Source organism: Streptomyces sp. NPDC004667, from assembly GCF_040609475.1.
In the GTDB taxonomy this organism is placed as follows: Bacteria; Actinomycetota; Actinomycetes; order Streptomycetales; family Streptomycetaceae; genus Streptomyces.
The window spans coordinates 1-17,765 of sequence record NZ_JBEXKC010000117.1; the positions used below are offsets into that span (position 1 = coordinate 1).

Sequence of the window (17,765 nt, forward strand, 5' to 3'; positions counted from 1 at the left end):
CGTTCCTGTCGACCGTCACCGGTGAGTGGGTCGAGGGCCCCGAGCTGGACGGCGCGTACTGGTTCCGCAACCTGCGTCAGACGGTGGAGCTGGAGGGGGCCACGCGGACGCTGCTCGATCAGGGGTTCGGTGTGTTCATCGAGTCCAGCCCGCATCCCGTGCTGACGGTCGGGCTGCAGGAGACGGTCGAGGACGCGGGCCGCGAGGCCGCAGTCCTCGGTTCCCTGCGGCGCAATGAGGGCGGTCTGGAGCGGTTCTGGCTCTCCCTGGGTGAGGCCTACGTACGTGGTGTGGCCGTGGACTGGGACGCCGTGTTCGCCGGAACCGGCGCACAACGCGTCGACCTGCCCACCTACGCCTTCCAGCGCGACCGCTTCTGGATCGACGTACCGGTCTCCGCCGTCGGCGACGTGGCCTCCGCCGGACTCGGCAAGGCCGAGCACCCGCTGCTGGGCGCGGCCGTCGAACTGCCGGATTCGGACGGGTTCCTCTTCACGGGCCGCCTGTCCCTCACGACCCACCCCTGGCTGGCCGACCACCGCGCAGCCGGTGCCGTGCTGCTGCCCGGCACGGCCTTCGTGGAACTCGCGCTGCACGCCGCCCAGCGGGCCGGCAGCACCGTCCTGGAGGAACTGACCCTGGAAGCCCCGCTGGTGCTCCCCGAGCGCGGGGCACTCCAGCTCCGGCTGTCGGTGGCGGCCCCGGACGCGGACGGACGGCGGGCACTGCACGTGTACTCGCGTCCCGAGGCCCGGGACGGCGAGGACGGCCGAGGCGCCGAGAGCGAGCCGTGGACGCGGCACGCCGCCGGTGTGCTCGGTGCGGCGGACACCCCGGCCGCGGCGCCGGCCCCGGCTCCGCGGACCTGGCCCCCGGCGGGCGCCGACGAGCTCGAAGTGGACGACCTGTACGAGCTGTTCGCCGCCGGCGGATACGCGTACGGACCGGCCTTCCGCAACCTGCGGGCGGCCTGGCGGCTCGGCGACGAGCTCTTCGCCGAACTCTCCCTCGCCGAGGGGCCGCAGGCCGATGCCGCGCACTTCGGCGTGCACCCGGCGCTGCTGGACGCGGGCCTGCACGGCCTCGCCCTCGGCTCCTTCCTCACCGCCGACGACGAGGAGCCCGGCGCGGAGGCCCGGATGCGGCTGCCCTTCGCCTTCACCGGCGTCGGCCTGCACGCCGTCGGGGCGGACGCGCTGCGGGTGCGGCTGGCCCCGGCCGGATCGGGAGCCGTGTCCCTCACGGCCTTCGACGAGCAGGGCGAGCCCGTCGTGTCGGTGGAGTCGCTGCTGCTGCGCACGCTCGACCCGGCCGCGCTGACGTCGGCCCGCTCCGCGTTCCACGAGTCGCTGTTCCGCCTGGAGTGGCCCGCCGTTCCCGCCGCGGCCGCCGACCCCGCCGCCACGGCCGGCCGCTGGGCCCTGGTCGGGCCCGACACCCTCGGCCTGGAGGCCGCGCTGCGAGGGGCGGACGCCACCGCCGACGTCTACGGAGACCTCGACGCCCTCGGCGCCGTGGTGACCGCCGGACAGCCGGCGCCGGACACCGTGCTCGTCACGTACGCCACGCCCGGAGCCGGTGCCGCCGAGGGTCCGCAGGACACGGCCGGGACCGCCCGGCAGGCGACCCGCGACGCCCTCGCGCTCGTACAGGCCTGGCTGGCCGAGGAGGCGTTCGCCGGCTCCCGCCTCGCGGTGCTCACCCGGGGCGCCGTCGAGGCGCTGCCGGGCGAGGGCGTGGCGGACCTGGCGCACGCCTCGGTCTGGGGCCTGCTGCGCTCGGCGCAGTCGGAGAACCCCGGCCGGTTCCTGCTGATCGACCTGGACTCCGGAGCCGACGCCGCGCGGGCGGCACACCCCGCGCTGCTGGCGGCGGCCGTGGCCAGCGGCGAACCGCAGCTCGCCCTGCGCGGGGGAGTACTGCGCGCCGCCCGGCTGGCCAGGGTCCCGGCGGAGCGCCCCGAGCCGCAGGAGGCGGCGGCGGAAGGCGCCGCCGCCGAGGCCGCGCGGCCGGCACCGGTCCCCGTGCCGGACCCGGACGGCACCGTCCTGATCACCGGCGGCACCGGCGTGCTCGGCAGCCTCCTGGCCCGGCACCTGGTGACCGAGCACGGGGCCCGGCGCCTGCTGCTCACCAGCCGGCGCGGACCGCGTGCGGCCGGCGCGGCGGAACTCGTCGCGGAACTCGCCGCGCTGGGCGCCGAGGCGGCCGTCGTCGCCTGCGACGCGTCCGACCGGGAGGCCCTGGCGGCCCTGCTGGCCGGGATCCCGGCCGAGCACCCGCTCACCGCCGTCGTCCACACCGCGGGGCACCTCGACGACGGGCTCGTCCCGTCCCTGACGCCCGAGCGGATCGACTCGGTGCTGCGGCCCAAGGTGGACGCGGCGCTGCACCTGCACGAGCTGACCCGGGACCTGGACCTGGCCGCGTTCGTCCTGTTCTCCTCGGCCGCGGGCACCCTCGGCAGCCCCGGCCAGGCCAACTACGCGGCGGCCAACGCCTTCCTCGACGCCCTGGCGCACAGCCGGCGCGCCGAGGGGCTGCCCGCCGTGTCCCTGGCCTGGGGGCTGTGGGAGCAGCGCAGCGAGATGACCGGCGAGCTCACCGACGCCGACGTCCAGCGGATGGCGCGCGCCGGTCTGGCCCCGCTCACCTCCGAGCAGGGCCTGGCCCTCTTCGACACGGCGTGCGGTCCGGCCGCGGGCAGCGTCTTCCTCGCCATCCGCCTGGACACCGCCCCGCTGCGGGCCCAGGCCGAGTCCGGAGCCCTGCCTGCGGTCTTCCGGGGGCTCGTCCGGGGCGGTCTGCGCAAGGCCGCCGCGCACGGCGCCGGGACGGCGGCGGCCTCCGCCGCCGCGCAGCTCCTCGCGGGTCTGTCGGCGCTGCCGGAAGAGGAGCAGGAGCGCGTCCTGCTCGACGTGGTGCGGGCGCATGCCGCCGCGGTGCTGGCCTACCCCTCGCCCGAGGCGGTGGGGGAGTCCCAGGGGTTCCTGGAGCTCGGCCTGGACTCGCTGACCGCCGTCGAGCTGCGCAACCAGCTGAACGCGGCCACCGGCCTGCGGCTGCCCGCCACCCTGCTGTTCGACCACCCGACCCCGCTGCTGGTCGCGCAGCGGCTGCGCACCGAGCTCGCCGAGGGCCCGGGCGTGCCCGCCGGGGCCGCCGGGACGGCGGAGCGGGACGCGGAGGAGGACTCCGGGGTCTTCGGCGCGATGCTCCAGGAGGCGGGGACGCAGGGCGCGTCCGGCCAGTTCATGGAATTGCTGATGCAGGCCTCGCGGTTCAGGCCCTCGTTCTCCTCGGCGGCCGAGCTGCGCCGGGCGCCCGCCCTGGTGCGGCTGGCGCGTGGCGAGGAGGGTCCGGGGCTGGTCTGCTTCTCCTCGATCCTGTCGATCTCCGGGCCGCACCAGTACGCCCGGTTCGCCTCCGCCTTCCGCGGCCGGCGCGACGTCCACGCCATGGCGGCCCCCGGCTTCCTGCGGGGCGAGCAGCTGCCCTCGACGGCCGGAGCGGTGATCGAGGCCCAGGCCGAGGCCGTCCTGCGGCACACGGACGGGGCGCCGTTCGTGCTCCTCGGCCACTCCTCGGGCGGCATGCTCGCCCACGCGGTGGCCGGGCGGCTGGAGGACGCCGGGGTCTTCCCCGAGGCGGTCGTCCTGATCGACATCTACTCGCACGACGACGACGCCATCCTCGGCATCCAGCCGGGGCTGTCGGAAGGCGTCGACGAGCGTCAGGGCAGCTACGTCCCGGTGGACGACAGCCGGCTGCTGGCGATGGGCGCCTACTTCCGGCTCTTCGGCGGCTGGAAGCCGCAGGCGGTGAAGTCGCCCACGCTGCTGGTCCGGGCCGAGGAGCGGTTCTTCGACTGGAAGCGCGCGGCGACCGGCGACTGGCGTTCCTACTGGGACCTGGAGCACACGGCCGTGGACGCCCCCGGCAACCACTTCACGATGATGGAGCAGCACGCCCAGGAGACCGCGGCAGCGGTCGGGCAGTGGCTGGACGCCCGGTCCTGACCACGGCCCGGACGGTGACACGAGAGCAGGGCCCCACCCCCCAGGGGGGTGGGGCCCTGCTCTCGTGCGCGGCGGTGCGGACGCCTCAGACGCCGCGCCGGACCCGCGCCGCCCGGGAGCGCTCGAGAGCGTGCTGCCGCTCGCGCTCGCGGGCCCGCTTCTTGGGCAGGCCCACCGCGTGCACCTCGAAGTTGTCCTTGGTGACGTCGAGCCGGTGGAAGAGGCTGTCGGGGCCGGTCATGTACAGGGTGCCCACGCCGAGCCCCTTGAGGGACTCCACCATGCTCGGCCAGTGGATGGGCCGGTCGAAGGTGTCCAGCATCATGGTGCGCATCCCGGCGGCGTCCCGGATGACGCTGCCGTCGTGGTCGACGACCACGGGGAGGGAGGGGTCGGCGAACTCGTACGCCCCGAAGACCTCTTCCTCCGCCTTCTTGCGCAGAGCCGAGAAGGCCGCCGCGTGCACGGGCGGCCGCATCGAGTACATGGAGTAGCCGCCGGCCGCGCTGATGCCGGCGTTCAGGGCGTCGAGGTCCCCCTCGCGCACGGAGAGCATGTGGAAGCCCGCGTCGAGCCGGCCGGAGGAGTCGTACCAGGCGCCCCGGTCGTCGAACCCGGCGAGGATCTCGTCCAGCCGGTCCTGCGGGGTGCGGACGAAGCAGTGCGTGACCACGTCCTCGTAGGCGTCCGCGAAGTACTCCTCCTCGCAGCGGGCCAGCTCGGCGGTCAGCCGTACGACCTCGGGGAAGGAGAGCGAGCCGACGAAGGCGGCGGTGGCCTTCTGGCCGAAGCTCGGCCCGGCGCAGACGGTGGGGACGGCACCGAGGGTGTCCACGGCCCGGTCCGCCAGCGCCATCGAGTTCACCAGGAAGGCGATCTGGAAATCGACCGAATAATCCTCCTCCGCGTCCCGGAAGCGATCGAACACCGAGTATCCGAGCGCCTCGTCCGCCTCCGCCAGGCGAACCCGCGCATACGGGTCGAGCAGCAGGAACTTGCCGACTTCGGCGAAAGAGGCGGGTCCCATTCCGGGGAATACGATCGCGGTTCCGGAGCGCGGTTCAGGAGATTCCGCGGCGGAGGAGCCGACCGTGTTCTCGGACGTGATGTCGGCAGGGGAATCGGCAGGCGAATCGGCCGGGGAATCGGCGGGAAAATCGGCAGCGATCGCGGCGGAACGAGTCATGATTCGTGAATCCTTTGCTTCCGGGAAGGGGATGGGGGCGGGCAGCGAGAAGGCCCCGCACCCGGCCGGCGCGCGGTGCGCCGGTCCGGGCACGAGGCCGGGAGGAGGGGGCGGGGGTCAGTCCTGGGCCCTTCGGTGGAAGCCCTTGATGCCGATCGACCCGAAGATCAGGATCGCCGCGGTCAGCGCCGAGACGCACACCCACAGCGGGATCGAGCCGGGGCCGCCGGGCGGCAGCAGCAGCGAGCGGATGCCCTCGGTGACGTAGGTGAGCGGGTTGAGCGTGCACAGCACCTGGAACCAGCGGACCTCCGCCAGCCCGTGCCACGGGAACTGGGTGCAGCCGGTGAACATCAGCGGGGTCAGCGTCACCGCGAAGACGATGCTGATGTGCCGCGGCGGGGCCAGCGTGCCGATGGTCAGCCCCACCGTGCTGCCGGCCAGCGCGCCCATCAGGAGCACGCCCACCGTGGCCGGGAAGCGGTCCATGGGCCACGAGGCGTGGTCGAGGACCAGGAAGCCCATCGGGATCATCAGCAGCGAGGCGACGATGCCGCGCAGCATGCCGAAGACCAGCTTCTCGACGGCCACCAGGAAGGTGGGGATCGGGGCCAGCAGGCGGTCCTCGATCTCCTTGCTCCAGGAGAAGTCGATGATCAGCGGGAGCGCCGTGTTCTGGAGGCTCACCAGGAAGGCGTTGAGCGCCACCACACCGGGCAGCAGCACCTGCTGGAAGCCGCCGCCGGTGAAGCCGAGCTCGCCGAGGACCTTGCCGAAGACGAACAGGATGAAGAACGGCTCCACGAGCACCTGCGCGAGGAACGTCGGCAGCTCGCGGCCCGTGACGAAGACGTCCCGCCACAGGATGAAGAAGAACGTACGGGTCACCGAGCGGACGCCCGCGGGCTCGGGCCGCAGCTCGCGGGGGAAACCGGCGACCGGATCGGCCGCGTCGGCGGCGGCGGTGGTGGCGGTGCTCATCGCAGCTCCCTGCCGGTCAGCGAGATGAAGACGTCCTCCAGCGTGGCGGTGCCCACTTTGATGTCCTTGATGTCGCAGTTCGCCGCCGCGAGGGTGGTGATCGCGGCCGGGAGCAGCGCGCCGGTCGGCGCGTCGCTGTACAGGCGCAGCCGTACGGGGGCGTCCGCGTCGGCCCCGTCCGCCGCGGCGTCCGGGCCCTGCCCCCCCTCCTCGCCGCGGGGCGGCTCGACGCGCTCGACCCGCGTCACCGCCTCGATCTTCTCCAGCAGGCGGACCACCTCGACGGCGCCGGACTCCCCGGGCCGCACGGTGAGGGTGCAGGCCGTGCCGCTCAGGCTCTCCATGAGCGCCTGCGGGGTGTCCAGGGCGAGCAGCCGGCCGTGGTCCACGATGCCGACGCGGTCGCACAGCCGGGCGGCCTCGTCCATGTCGTGGGTGGTGAGGACGGTGGTCACACCGCGCCCGCTCAGCTCGGCCACCCGCTCGTGGATGAACAGCCTCGCCTGCGGGTCGAGTCCGTTGGCGGGCTCGTCGAGGAAGAGGACGTCGGGCCGGTGCATCAGCGCCCGGGCGATCATCACGCGCTGCGCCTGGCCGCCGGAGAGCTGGTCGCCGCGGTCCTTGCCGCGGTCGCCGAGCCCCACCCACTCCAGGCACTCGTCGGCGAGCCGGCGCCGTTCGGCGCGGCCCATGCCGTGGTAGCCGGCGTGGAAGGTGAGGTTCTGCCGCAGGGTGAGCGACTGGTCGAGGTTGTTGCGCTGCGGCACGACGGCGAAGGCCCGGCGGGCCTGGGCGGGATGGGCCACGACGTCCACGCCCTGGACGAACGCGCGCCCCGCGGTGGGGGCCACGCGGGTGGTCAGGATGCCGATGGTGGTGGTCTTGCCGGCTCCGTTGGGTCCCAGGAAGCCGAAGACCTCGCCCCGGCGTACCGAGAAGCTCAGGTCGTTCACTGCCGGCTGGTCCCGGTCGCGGTACTTCTTGACGAGTCCGTCGACCACGACAGTGGATTCCACGGGTCTTTCAGGTTTCATTTATTCCTGCGAATCAAGCGGGACGCGCAACGGCGGCCTGGGCTTCGCGGGGGGAATATCGCGTGACCGGCCGCGCGTCGGGCGCCGACTGAATAGGACACGGAACTGTTGGCGTCCTGTCTAGCATGCGGGGTGGGCCGACGGCCCCTGCGGGGGCGCGGCTAGGGGCGATGCCCAATTGGTTAGGGGGGAATAGGGGTGATCGCGGATTGCCGCCGGGAAATATGCTCACGACGCCACCGCGTGACCGCGCCGGACATCTCCGTTCGCCTCACCTTTCCCGCGAGGAGACCCCGTGAAAGCACTCGTCCTGTCGGGGAGATCCGGCACCAGCCCGCGCCCCCTGCCCGCCGCGGCCGAGGGGAGGCCGGGCCCGGACGTCGGCAAGCCGGTGCTCTTCGACGTCCTGGAGGGGATCGCCGACGCGGGCATCCTCGACGTCGGCATCGTCCTCGGGGAGGGCGCCGACGAGGTACGGGCGGCCGTCGGCGACGGCGGCCGCTTCGGCGTCAGCGTCACCTACCTGCCCCAGCACCGGCCGCTGGGCCCGGCCCACGCCCTGCGCTGCGCGCGGGACTGGCTGGGCGAGGACGACTTCGTGACGCTCTCCGGCGACACCTTCGTCCCGGGCGGGATCGGTGAGCAGATGGAGGATTTCCGCACCCGGCGCCCCGCCGCGCAGGCGGCGGCGGACCGGCCCGGCGTGTACTTCTTCACGGAAGCCGTCCACCGGGCCGCCGACGCCGCACCCGACGCGCTCCCCGGCGAGAGCGGCCTGCCGGACGTCCTGCGGTGGCTGGCCGGCCAGGGCCTGGAGGTCGTCCACGACGGCGGCCCCACCGCCGGCGCCGCAGGCCGCGGCGGGCCACAGATCCGTCCATGAAGGCCCTCCGCACGGGAGGCGCCGTTCGTATGCCCGACCACGAGTCGTCAGGGCACCACCCGATGCGGAGTTTCAGGGAGCATGACGCATGCGCACGACCGGCCCGCCGCCGGGGAGACCACCCCCGACGGGGTCAGCCTGATACAGATCAGGCAGCCCGCGGTGCCCAGCAGCTACCGGATGATCTGCTTCCCGAGCTCGCGGAACTCACCGTTCTGCTACCTGGCGATGGCCGACCTCCTGCTCCCCACCGTCGAGCTGCTCATCGTCCAGTACCCGTCCACGCTCTGCGACGAGGACCTCGATCCGGGAGCGGGCACGGGACTCGCCGACAAGGTCTTCGAGGCCGTACGGGGCTGGGCCGACCGCCCGTTCGCCCTGTTCGGGCACCGGCACGGGGCCGATCTCGCCTACGCGGTGGGCTGCCGGCTCGAACGCGAGACGTACACGGCACCCCTGACCCTCTTCGTCTCCGGGCAGGCCGCACCCGGCCACCGCGGCAGCCTCGGGCCGCCGCCGCTGGACTGCCGGGTCGTCGCCCTGGCGGCCCGGCACGACCCGCGCGCCACGGTGTCGGCCGTGCGGTCCTGGCGGCGCAGCACCTCGGGCCGCTTCGACCTGGAGGTCTTTCCCGGCGCCCGTGGCTACCTGACCACCTACCGCCGGGAGGTGGTCAACATCGTGCACGACCAGCTGATCTCGCTCGGTGAACCCGACCCGGACTGACCACCCCATCACCGGTGACGCTCGCTGATCCGGCGATCCACCCCATGAACGGGCCCGGCCCAGGCCCGGCGGACCGCACGCCGCCCGGCCGTGGCAGGGCCCAGAGGAAGGACATTGTGCGACCGATGACCGCGAAGATATGCGCAGCAGACTCGGTACGGACCATCGAGGAGTTCGAACAGGACGCCCTCCGGGTGGCCGGTGCCATCCGCGAACGGGGCGTCGGCCTCGGCGACCGCGTCATGCTGAAGGCCGGCAACTCGGCGAGCTACGTGTGCGTGCTGTACGCGCTGATGCACGTCGGCGCCTCGATCGTCCTCGTCGACCAGCAGGAACACCAGGAGGAGACCCGCCGCATCGCCGTACGCACCGGCGTGAAGGTCACCTTCGTCGACGACGACACCCCCATCTACCAGGACGCCGACCCCGTCCACCTCTACGAGCTGATGGTCGCCGTCACCGACCACGAACCCACCGAACCCGGCCTGGACTTCGGGCCCTGGGGCGAACTGCCCGACGGCCTCATCATGTGGACCTCGGGCTCCACCGGATCCCCCAAGGGCGTGGTGAAGTCCGGTGCCTCGTTCCTGCGCAACCTCCAGCGCAACGCCGACCAGGTGGGGCACCGCCCCGACGACGTGCTGATGCCGCTGCTGCCCTTCGCCCACCAGTACGGCCTGTCGATGGTGCTCATCGCCTGGCTCACCCGCTGCTCCCTGGTGATCGCCCCCTACCGCCGGCTGGACCGCGCCCTGCGCATGGCCCGCGACGCCGGGGTGACCGTCATCGACGCGACCCCCTCCAGCTACCGCAGCATCCTCAGCCTGGTCACCCGCAAGCCCGCGCTGCGCGCCCACCTCGCCGACACCCGCATGTTCTGCGTCGGCGCGGCCCCGCTCGACGCGCCGCTGGTCGGCCAGTACGTCGCCGAGTTCGGCCTGCCGCTGCTGGACAGCTACGGCTCCACCGAACTGGGCAACATCTCCTTCGCCACCCTCGACAACCCGGTCGCCTGCGGCCGGGCCATGGAGGGGATCCGGCTGCGGATCGTCGACGAGGACGGCCGGGAACTGCCGGCGGGGGAGACGGGCGAGATCGAGGTCGACACCCCGGACGCCCTGGAGGGCCAGGTGCAGGAGGACGGCACCATCGCCCCCGCGCACGCCACCGGCTGGCAGGCCACCGGCGACCTCGGCCACCTCGACGCGGACGCCAACCTGCACGTCCTCGGACGCAAGTTCGCCGTCCACCGGATGGGATACACCCTCTACCCCGAACTCATCGAACGCAAGGTGGCCGCCGAAGGCTGCCCCACCCGGATCGTCCCCCTTCCCGACGAACTGCGCGGCTCCCAGCTGGTGTTCTTCGTCGAGGACGAGGAGCTGCGGGACGCGGCCCACTGGCGCGAGCGCCTGTGCGGGCTGCTGCCGGTCTACGAACAGCCCAACAAGGTCGTCGTGCTGGAGCAGTTCCCGCTGAACCGCAACGGCAAGCCCGACAAGAAGGCGCTGGCGGTGCTCGCCGCCGAGGCGTGAGGACCGCGCCCCCAGGGGCGGAGCGGTGAAGGCGCCCCCGCGGCATCGCGGGGGCGCCTTCGTCCCGTGTACGGCCGGTGCGCCGGACGGGCGCCCCCGGTCACTCCTCGTAGGGCAGCTCGACGGGCGCCAGCGCGTCGAAGAGGTCGCCGGGGCCGGGGTTGTCGGGGTGGCTCGCCCCGCCGAGGTGGTCCACGACCCCCCACACCGCGTTCAGCGCCGTGGTGACGGCCCCCTCCGCGAACCCGCCCGTCCACGACACGTCGTCGCCGCACAGGAAGAAGCCGCGCTCCCCGGCCGTCAGCCCGCGCTGCATGAACTGGGTGAACAGCCGCCGCTGGTAGCGGTACTGGCCCGGCAGGTTCGCCTTGAAGGCGCCCATGAAGTGCGGTTCGGTCTCCCAGGTGATGGTGAGCGGATCACCGATCACGTGGGAGCGGACGTCCACCCCGGGATAGATCGCCGCGAGCTTGCCCAGCAGCACGTCCAGCCGCTCCCGCGGGCCGAGCGTGGCCATCTTCAGGGAGTCGTCGTTCCAGGTGTACGACAGGCACATCACGCCCGGCCGGTCCGGGCCGTCGTCGAAGAGGTAGACCCCGCGCGGCATCCGGTCCGTGAGCGTCATGCTCATCACCGGCAGGCCCGTGTCCGGGTCCACGTCACGCCAGAACGGGCGGTCGGTCAGCACGAACAGCTTGGAGGAGCCCATGTAGTGGGTGCGCTCCACCGCCGTCCACAGCGGCGCGCTCAGCAGCGCCGGATCGGCCTCCACCCGGTTCAGCAGCGTCCACACGTGCGGGGTGTAGACCACGGCCGGGAACCGGTCGACGCGGCCCTCGGTGTCGGTGACGGTGAACTCCGCCCCCGCGCGGGCGACCGCGCGTGCCCCGGGCCGCGGCGAGCCGCCGTGCAGGGAGGCCAGCGAGGTGCCCGCCGGCCAGTGCGCGCACTGCTGGGGCCGGTGTTCCCACAGCCCGCGCGGCACCTGCTGGGAGCCGCCGGCGATGGCCATCTGGTGGTCGTCGGCCTCCGTGTAGACCACGCGCAGGATCTCCAGCAGCGAGTTCGGGAAGTCGGTGTCCCATCCGCCCGTACCGAAGCCCACCTGCCCGAAGACCTCCCGGTGCCGGAAGGAGCGGAACGCCGAGCTGGTGGCGAGGAAGCCGTGGAAGGACTGGTCGTCGAACTCCCGCACCAGCCGGTCCCAGACGTGCTTGAGCGTCTCGACGTCGCGCCGCCGGACGGCGTCGCGCATCGTGGCCAGTTCCGCCCGCTCCTGGAGGGCCTTCTCCCAGGCGGCGGCCACCTCCTGGTAGACGTCGGGGAGTTCGCCGGCCCCGCGCACCGTGTGCCGTACGCCGCCCAGGTCGATGAGGGTGCTGGGGGTGTGCGGCGCCAGCGGGTTGGGGAAGGGGCTGGTGCGCAGCCCCAGCAGGTCGATGTAGTGGAACAGCGAGCGGGCCGACAGCGGGAAGCGCATCGCGCCCATCTCCGCCACGCAGTCCGGCCGTCCCGGGAAGGCCACCGAGCGCATCCGGCCGCCCAGTTGGTCGGCCTCGTAGACGACCGGGCGCAGGCCCAGCCGCATCAGTTCGTAGGCGGCGGTCAGTCCCGCCATCCCGCCGCCGACGACCGCCACCGGCGTGCCGGCCCGGTCGGGCGGCAGCGAGCCCAGGCCCGCGGGATGGCGGAGCCAGCCGTCGTAGGAGAACGGGAAGTCCGGCACGAGCATGGTGGTGGGAGCCGGGCTTGCTGATGTCATCTGGAGTACCTCTCGGGCCGGTGCGACATCGCTTCCAGGGGAACCGGAGCGAGCCGGGCGCGGCCGGAGGTCGCGGCATCGCAGCGGGCCCGGACGGCGGGAGGGGCACGTGTCCTACGCCGTGCGCACTCGGTCCGGTCCTCGCACGCTACGCAGCGGCCCCGTAGCCGGACAACCCCTACCGACCCGGGCGTCCGGCGGTGCCCGGACCGCCGTACGGGGTGGCGTCCCCGGCGGCGGTCCGCCGGGCCGGGACGGTGATCACGGTGACGACGAGCCCGCGCCGGGCGAGCCAGCGGCCGGTGAACGCCGTCACCGGGCGGCCGTCGCGGCCGGTGCCCGGGCGCAGCACACGGGCCCGGAAGGAACCCTGGCGCAGGCCCTCGGCCGCGCTGACGGCGGGTCCCCCCGCAGGTCCCCCCGCGCGCCCGGCCGCGCCGGCGCCCGCCGGGCCCTCGGCGTCCGTGCGGAAGGAGATGTCGGCGTCCTCGAAGTCCAGCTCGGTGCCCACCAGTGGGTACCAGGTCTTGTACACGGCCTCCTTGGCGCTGAACAGCAGCCGGTCCCGGCACAGCCGGCCCGTCCCCGTCACCGGCGTACGGGCCCAGGCCAGTTCCCGGGGCAGGGCGATCGAGTCCAGCACCCCCCGGGGCAGCGGCCGGTCCGGCTCGGCGTCGATGCCGATCGCCACCAGGTCGGTGTCCCGGCCGAGGACGGCGGCCGCGTAGCCGGCGCAGTGGGTCATGCTGCCGACCACCCCGGCCGGCCACTGCGGCACGTTCCGCTTGCCCGGCAGGACCGGTGCCGGCGGGAGCCCGAGCGCGTCCAGCGCGCGCCGGGCGCAGCCCCGTACGGTGGTGAACTCCTCGCGGCGGCGGTCCGTCGAGGTGGCGACCAGAGCCGCCTCCTCGGGGTAGAGCACGGCCGCGCCGTCCGGTCCGAAGGCCTCGCCCGCGGCCACCCCTTCGGGCAGCAGGGTCTCTATCACGCCGTGTCCTCTCCGCCGGTGTAGGGGAGGATCTGCCGCAGCAGACCCTTGGGGTGGCCGCGCCGGCGCCACTCGCGCGGGTAGCCGATCGACACCTCCTCGAAGCGCACCCCGTCGTACCAGGTGGTCCGGGGGATGTGCAGGTGCCCGTAGACCACGGCGGCCGTACGGAACCTGCGGTGCCAGTCGGCGGTGAGCACGGTGCCGCACCACTGCGCGAACTCCGGGTGCCACAGCACGTCCGTGGGCTCGCGGACCAGCGGGAAGTGGTTGACGAGGACCAGCGGGAGCGACGGGTCGTGCTCCTCCAGCCGGCGCAGGGTCAGCGCGACCCGCTCCCGGCACCAGGCGTCCCGGCTCGGGTGCGGGTCGGGGTGCAGCAGGTACTCGTCGGTGCAGACGACCCCCGCCTCGTGCGCCCGCGCCAGCGACTCCTCCTTGGTCCGCGTCCCCGCCACCCGGAAGGTGTAGTCGTACAGCAGGAACAGCGGGGCGACCGCCACCGGGCCGCCCGGGCCCCGCCACACCGGCCAGGGGTCCTCGGGGGTGACCACGCCCAGCGTGCGGCACAGGTCCACCAGGTGCGCGTAGCGCTTCTCGCCGCGGGCCTGGACCGTGTCCTCGCGCGGGGTCCACAGCTCGTGGTTGCCCGGAGCCCACACCACCTTGGCGAACCGCCCCGACAGCAGGCGCAGCGCCCACTCGATGTCCTCGGTGAGCTCACCGACGTCACCGGCGACGATCAGCCAGTCGTCCGGGTGGGCGGGGCGCAGGGACTCGGTGATGGGCCGGTTGTCGGCCATCCCGATGTGCAGGTCGCTGACCGCGAGCAGCCGGGGTCCGGGGGCGGGCGTGGATCCGCCCGCGCCGCCGGTCCGGGCGGCGGGGTCAGGCAGTGTGTGCGACATCGGATTCCCAACTGACGGGCAGGTCTTGCCGGCGCGTGATGTTGATCTTGCGGTAGACGCGGGTCAGGTGCTGTTCCACCGTGCTGACGGTGATGAACAGCTTCGCCCCGATCTCCCGGTTCGTGTAGCCGTGGGCGGCCAGCGAGGCCACCCGCCGCTCGGCGTCCGTCAGGGCGGACGCCGAGCTCTGCCGCGTCGTCCGCACTGCGGCGCCCGGCACCGGCGCGGGCATCGCCCGCGGCAGCGTGATGCCGGTCTCGGACGGCTCCGTCCGGGACCGCGGCGCGCCCTCCCGGGCGCCCCGCACCTCGGCGATCCGCCAGGCACGGCGGGTGCAGCTCCTGCCCTGCGCCGCGTCGCCGAGCCGCTCGTACACCGTGCCGAGGTCGGTCAGCGTACGGGCCAGCTCGTGCGCGTCGCCCTCCCCCTGGAGCAGGGTCACGGCCCGGTCCAGCAGCGCGGGCCGGTCGGCCAGCGGCCGGGCGGCCGCCAGGACGCGCAGGGCCAGGCCGCGCACGCGCGGTCCGGCCCCACGGGCGAGCTGCTCCCGGGCGAAGCGTTCCGCCTGGTCGCGGGCGCCGAGGGCGAGCGAGGCCTCCGCGACCCCGATGCGCCAGGGCGCCAGCCCCTCGCGGTCCATGTTCCACTCGCGCATCAGCCGTCCGCAGGCCATGAAGTCCGTCAGCGCCGCGTGGTGGCGCCCGGTGGCGAGCCGGTGCCCTCCACGCGCGTAGAGGTAGTGGAGTCCGTAGCGCGTCAGCAGCATCTTCTCGGGTACCGGATGGTCCACCAGGGCCGCCGCCGCCTCGTGGTCGCCCATCGCGGTCCGCGCCTCGATGAGGGCGGACAGCGGCATGCCGATGCCCACGCCCCAGGCGTGCGGGGTGAGTTGTTCCAGCGCCTGCTCGGCCAGCAGCCGCGCCTGGGCCGGCTCGCCGCGGCGCAGCGCCATGTGCGCGCGCATCGCCTGCAGGACGGCGGTCCAGCCGGGGGCGTCGTGCGCGGCGGCCTCGTCCAGCAGCCGGTCCGTCCACAGCGACGCCTCGCCCAGCCGTTCCGTATACAACAGGGCCAGCAGGCAGGCCCGGATCGTGAAGTGGGTCTCGTCCGTGAGCCGGATCCCGGCCAGGATGCGCTCGGCGGCGAGGGCGGACTCCTCGTCCAGGGCGGCCCGCTCCCGGTGGCCCGGGGCCGCGGTGCCCGCGCTCAGCACCCCGTGCAGCACCCGGATGCCGGCCATGGCCCCGTCCTCCGCGGTGTGCCGTGCGGCCGCGCCGCCGTCCGGGCCCAGCGCGCCGTCCAGCAGGCCGAGCAGCGTGGGGTACGTCGAGGCCAACAGTATTCGTACGTGCGACAGTTGCGCGGTCATCGCGGGGTCCGGCGGCTGCGGCATGCCGTCGACGGCGTGCCGGATGGCGCTCGCCGCATCGTCGATCCAGCCGTTCCACAGCAGACCGCCGACCAGCCGCAGCGAGTCGCCGACCGGCAGCGTCCCCTGGCGCAGCGCGGCGTTGAGCGGCTGAAGTTCCTGCGCCCAGGCGGACGGCTTCGTCCGCCAGATGAATTTGGCCATGTCGGCCCGGAGCTGAAAGCGCTCTCTTTCGTCGTGGGAGCACTCCTCGGCCAGCCGCAGGCAGCGCACCGCGAACTCGACCCGCTGGGAGGCCAGCGCCGTGTGTGCGGCGGCCGCGAGGACGCCCGGCACCCAGTCCTCGTCGGGCAGGCCCGGCTCCTGGCCCAGCAGGTGCGCGGCGACCACCATCGGCGCCGCTCCGGCCTCGTACGACAGCCTCGCCGCCCGTCGGCGCAGTGCGGCCAGGGCGTCGTCGGCGAGGCTCTCCAGCACCGCCCTGCGTACCGCGCCGTGCCGGAAGCGCTCGCCCTGGAGGATGCCCGTGCCGTCGAGGGCGTCCACCACCTCCGCCACCGTCCGCTCGTCGCTCTCCACGAGGCGGGCCAGCAGCGGACGCGGCGACGCGCTGCCGAGCAGCGCGACGCCCTGGGCGACCCGCAGGCCCTCGGCCCCGGTCCGGTGCACGCAGATCAGCGCGTTCTGCACGAACTGTTCGCCCGCGGGGAACGATCCGTCGACCGCCTCCCCGGCGCGCAGGCGAGGTACGCGGTCGTCCAGCAGGCTGTGGACCAGCAGCGGGTTGCCGCCGGTGGCCGTGTGCAGGGACGCGGCGGCCCGGGCGGTGCGCGAGGGGCCGGGCGCGGCGCCCGCCGGCAGCGGGCCCTCCCCGGTCCGGTGGGCGAGGAGTTCCTCCACTCCCCGCGCGCTCAGCGGTCCCAGCCGCAGGTGCGGTCCTTCCGCCTGGCGGAGCAGCTCGTCCAGGACGCGCGGAGCCGGGGCGCCCGCGTCGGGGCCGCGCGTGACGACCAGTGCGGGGCCGCCCGCCGTCGAGCGGGCCCGGCCGAGGGCGTAGAGCAGGCAGTGCAGGGACTGGGGGTCGGCGTACTGCACGTCGTCGATGGCGATCAGTACCGGCCCGCGCGCCACGAGGCCGGCGAGCCGGGCGTGGAAGGCCATGAGGGTCTGCGCGGGGACGAGTTCGCCGTTTCCGGCGGCCCCGTGGAGCGGGAGGGGCCCGGCGGTGTCGGTGGTGTCCCGCAGCAGCTCCTCCACCACGCCGAAGGGGATGTGCTGTTCGGAGGCGGAGGTCACGGCGCTCAGGATCCGGACGCCGCTCTCGGCGGTCAGTTCCAGGACCCGGTGCAGCAGGGCGGTCTTGCCCGCCGCGACGGGCCCGCTGACCACGGCCGTCCGGCCGGCTCTGACGGGATCGTCGGGAGCGTTGCGGCGCGCGGCGGCGTGTCCGGCGGCGTGTCCGACGGAGTAGGTGGCGGTGTGGGTCCGGGCGACGCCGGTCACCCAGGCGGTCAGCTTGGCGATCTGTTCATCCCGCTCGACCAACATGGCTGTGGAAGCCTCCCCCTGGGATTCGGAGCGACACATCTCGGTCCTGTCGCATGGCATGGCTATTCCGTGGAGGCCGCACGAGGAGGACGGTGCCCGAGGAGCGCATGGAATTCTGCGCTCACCGTTGGTCAAACGGCAGGCCGGTTCTTCCCGTTCGGCAGGTCCCGATCGAACTCTAGCAACTTTCGATCGCTTCTTGAGCGACCGCCGATCGGGCTTCCGCTTTCAATGAAACGCAGTCTGCGCCCGGTTGGTTCACAGAATCGACATGTTCTTCTGGAGGGCGCGTTCGGTAACCTTCCGGAAACCTCAAGGGAACCTCAAACGGTGCCTATTCGGCCTCTCCTGCTCTAGGGGTGGCCGCACGCAGATTAGGGGTCGGAGGAGGTGGAGGTCCTGTGACGGTGGCTCGTTTAATGGCGGGGCGCGGGCCTTCTGCGGTCCGCGGGAAGCGATGAGCCGCCCGCCTCGCGGGGTCGGGGTGGAGAGGGCACATGACGACGAACCTCACCGGGAAAGTGACCGAGCTGCACGATCTGCGCGAGCGGGCGCGGCGCGGGCCGAGTGACCGGGCGACCGAAGCGCAGCACGCCAAGGGCAAGCTGACCGCGCGTGAGCGCATCGCGCTCCTGCTGGACGAGGGTTCCTTCAGGGAGGTCGAGCAGCTCCGCAGGCACCGGGCCACCGGCTTCGGTCTGGAGGCCAAGAAGCCCTACACGGACGGTGTGATCACCGGCTGGGGCACCGTCGAGGGCCGTACGGTCTTCGTCTACGCGCACGACTTCCGGATCTTCGGCGGCGCGCTGGGCGAGGCCCACGCCAC

The 17,765-nt window shown here is 73.7% G+C and carries 12 protein-coding genes; 5 read left to right on the top strand and 7 right to left on the bottom strand.

The annotated features are described in order from the left end of the window. The coding region (locus tag ABZW32_RS35685; protein ID WP_356224427.1) for a type I polyketide synthase at nt 1-4,019 on the top strand (4,019 nt) is incomplete at its 5' end. An 85-nt stretch (nt 4,020-4,104) separates the two neighbouring features. On the opposite strand, the gene ABZW32_RS35690 is transcribed toward ABZW32_RS35685, so the two are convergent. From ABZW32_RS35690 to ABZW32_RS35700, 3 genes are all read right to left on the bottom strand, one after another. Then, on the bottom strand, nt 4,105-5,046 hold the full coding sequence (locus ABZW32_RS35690; RefSeq protein WP_356224429.1) for an ACP S-malonyltransferase: 942 nt from the start codon (nt 5,044-5,046) through the stop codon (nt 4,105-4,107). Between the two features lie 276 nt (nt 5,047-5,322). Next, on the bottom strand, nt 5,323-6,186 hold the full coding sequence (locus tag ABZW32_RS35695) for an ABC transporter permease (RefSeq protein ID WP_356224430.1): 864 nt from the start codon (nt 6,184-6,186) through the stop codon (nt 5,323-5,325). Further along, on the bottom strand, nt 6,183-7,202 hold the full coding sequence (locus tag ABZW32_RS35700) for an ABC transporter ATP-binding protein (protein WP_285529945.1): 1,020 nt from the start codon (nt 7,200-7,202) through the stop codon (nt 6,183-6,185). Before ABZW32_RS35700 ends, ABZW32_RS35695 begins: the two co-directional genes overlap by 4 nt. Before the next feature lie 313 nt (nt 7,203-7,515). Between ABZW32_RS35700 and ABZW32_RS35705 the strand changes: the two genes are divergently transcribed. From ABZW32_RS35705 to ABZW32_RS35715, 3 genes are all read left to right on the top strand, one after another. After that, a complete protein-coding gene (locus tag ABZW32_RS35705) occupies nt 7,516-8,103 on the top strand; it encodes a sugar phosphate nucleotidyltransferase (protein ID WP_356224432.1) in 588 nt (195 codons plus the stop codon). 81 nt (nt 8,104-8,184) lie between these two features. Beyond that, nucleotides 8,185-8,829 (top strand): thioesterase domain-containing protein, encoded by a 645-nt coding sequence (locus ABZW32_RS35710; protein ID WP_356224434.1) that lies wholly within the window; start codon nt 8,185-8,187, stop codon nt 8,827-8,829. Between the two features lie 125 nt (nt 8,830-8,954). Continuing rightward, nucleotides 8,955-10,364 carry a class I adenylate-forming enzyme family protein gene (locus ABZW32_RS35715; protein ID WP_356224436.1) on the top strand — a complete coding sequence of 470 codons (1,410 nt, stop codon included), beginning with the start codon at nt 8,955-8,957 and terminating at the stop codon, nt 10,362-10,364. Nucleotides 10,365-10,464: 100 nt separating this feature from the next. Here ABZW32_RS35715 and ABZW32_RS35720 read toward each other — a convergent pair whose 3' ends face one another. The 4 genes from ABZW32_RS35720 to ABZW32_RS35735 all read right to left on the bottom strand — a co-directional run bounded on the left by ABZW32_RS35720 (nt 10,465) and on the right by ABZW32_RS35735 (nt 16,939). Further along, on the bottom strand, nt 10,465-12,126 hold the full coding sequence (locus tag ABZW32_RS35720; protein ID WP_356224438.1) for an NAD(P)/FAD-dependent oxidoreductase: 1,662 nt from the start codon (nt 12,124-12,126) through the stop codon (nt 10,465-10,467). A 178-nt stretch (nt 12,127-12,304) separates the two neighbouring features. Then, nucleotides 12,305-13,114 (bottom strand): 4'-phosphopantetheinyl transferase superfamily protein, encoded by an 810-nt coding sequence (locus ABZW32_RS35725; protein ID WP_356224440.1) that lies wholly within the window; start codon nt 13,112-13,114, stop codon nt 12,305-12,307. Then, nucleotides 13,111-13,917 (bottom strand): metallophosphoesterase, encoded by an 807-nt coding sequence (locus ABZW32_RS35730; protein ID WP_345199806.1) that lies wholly within the window; start codon nt 13,915-13,917, stop codon nt 13,111-13,113. The genes ABZW32_RS35725 and ABZW32_RS35730 overlap by 4 nt, the downstream gene beginning before the upstream one ends. A gap of 85 nt (nt 13,918-14,002) precedes the next feature. After that, nucleotides 14,003-16,939: an AAA family ATPase gene (locus ABZW32_RS35735; RefSeq protein WP_356224442.1), complete on the bottom strand. Its 2,937-nt coding sequence runs from the start codon at nt 16,937-16,939 to the stop codon at nt 14,003-14,005. A 497-nt stretch (nt 16,940-17,436) separates the two neighbouring features. On the opposite strand from ABZW32_RS35735, the gene ABZW32_RS35740 reads away from it, so the two are divergent. Beyond that, a partial coding sequence (locus tag ABZW32_RS35740) for a carboxyl transferase domain-containing protein (protein WP_356224444.1) occupies nt 17,437-17,765 on the top strand: 329 nt, incomplete at its 3' end.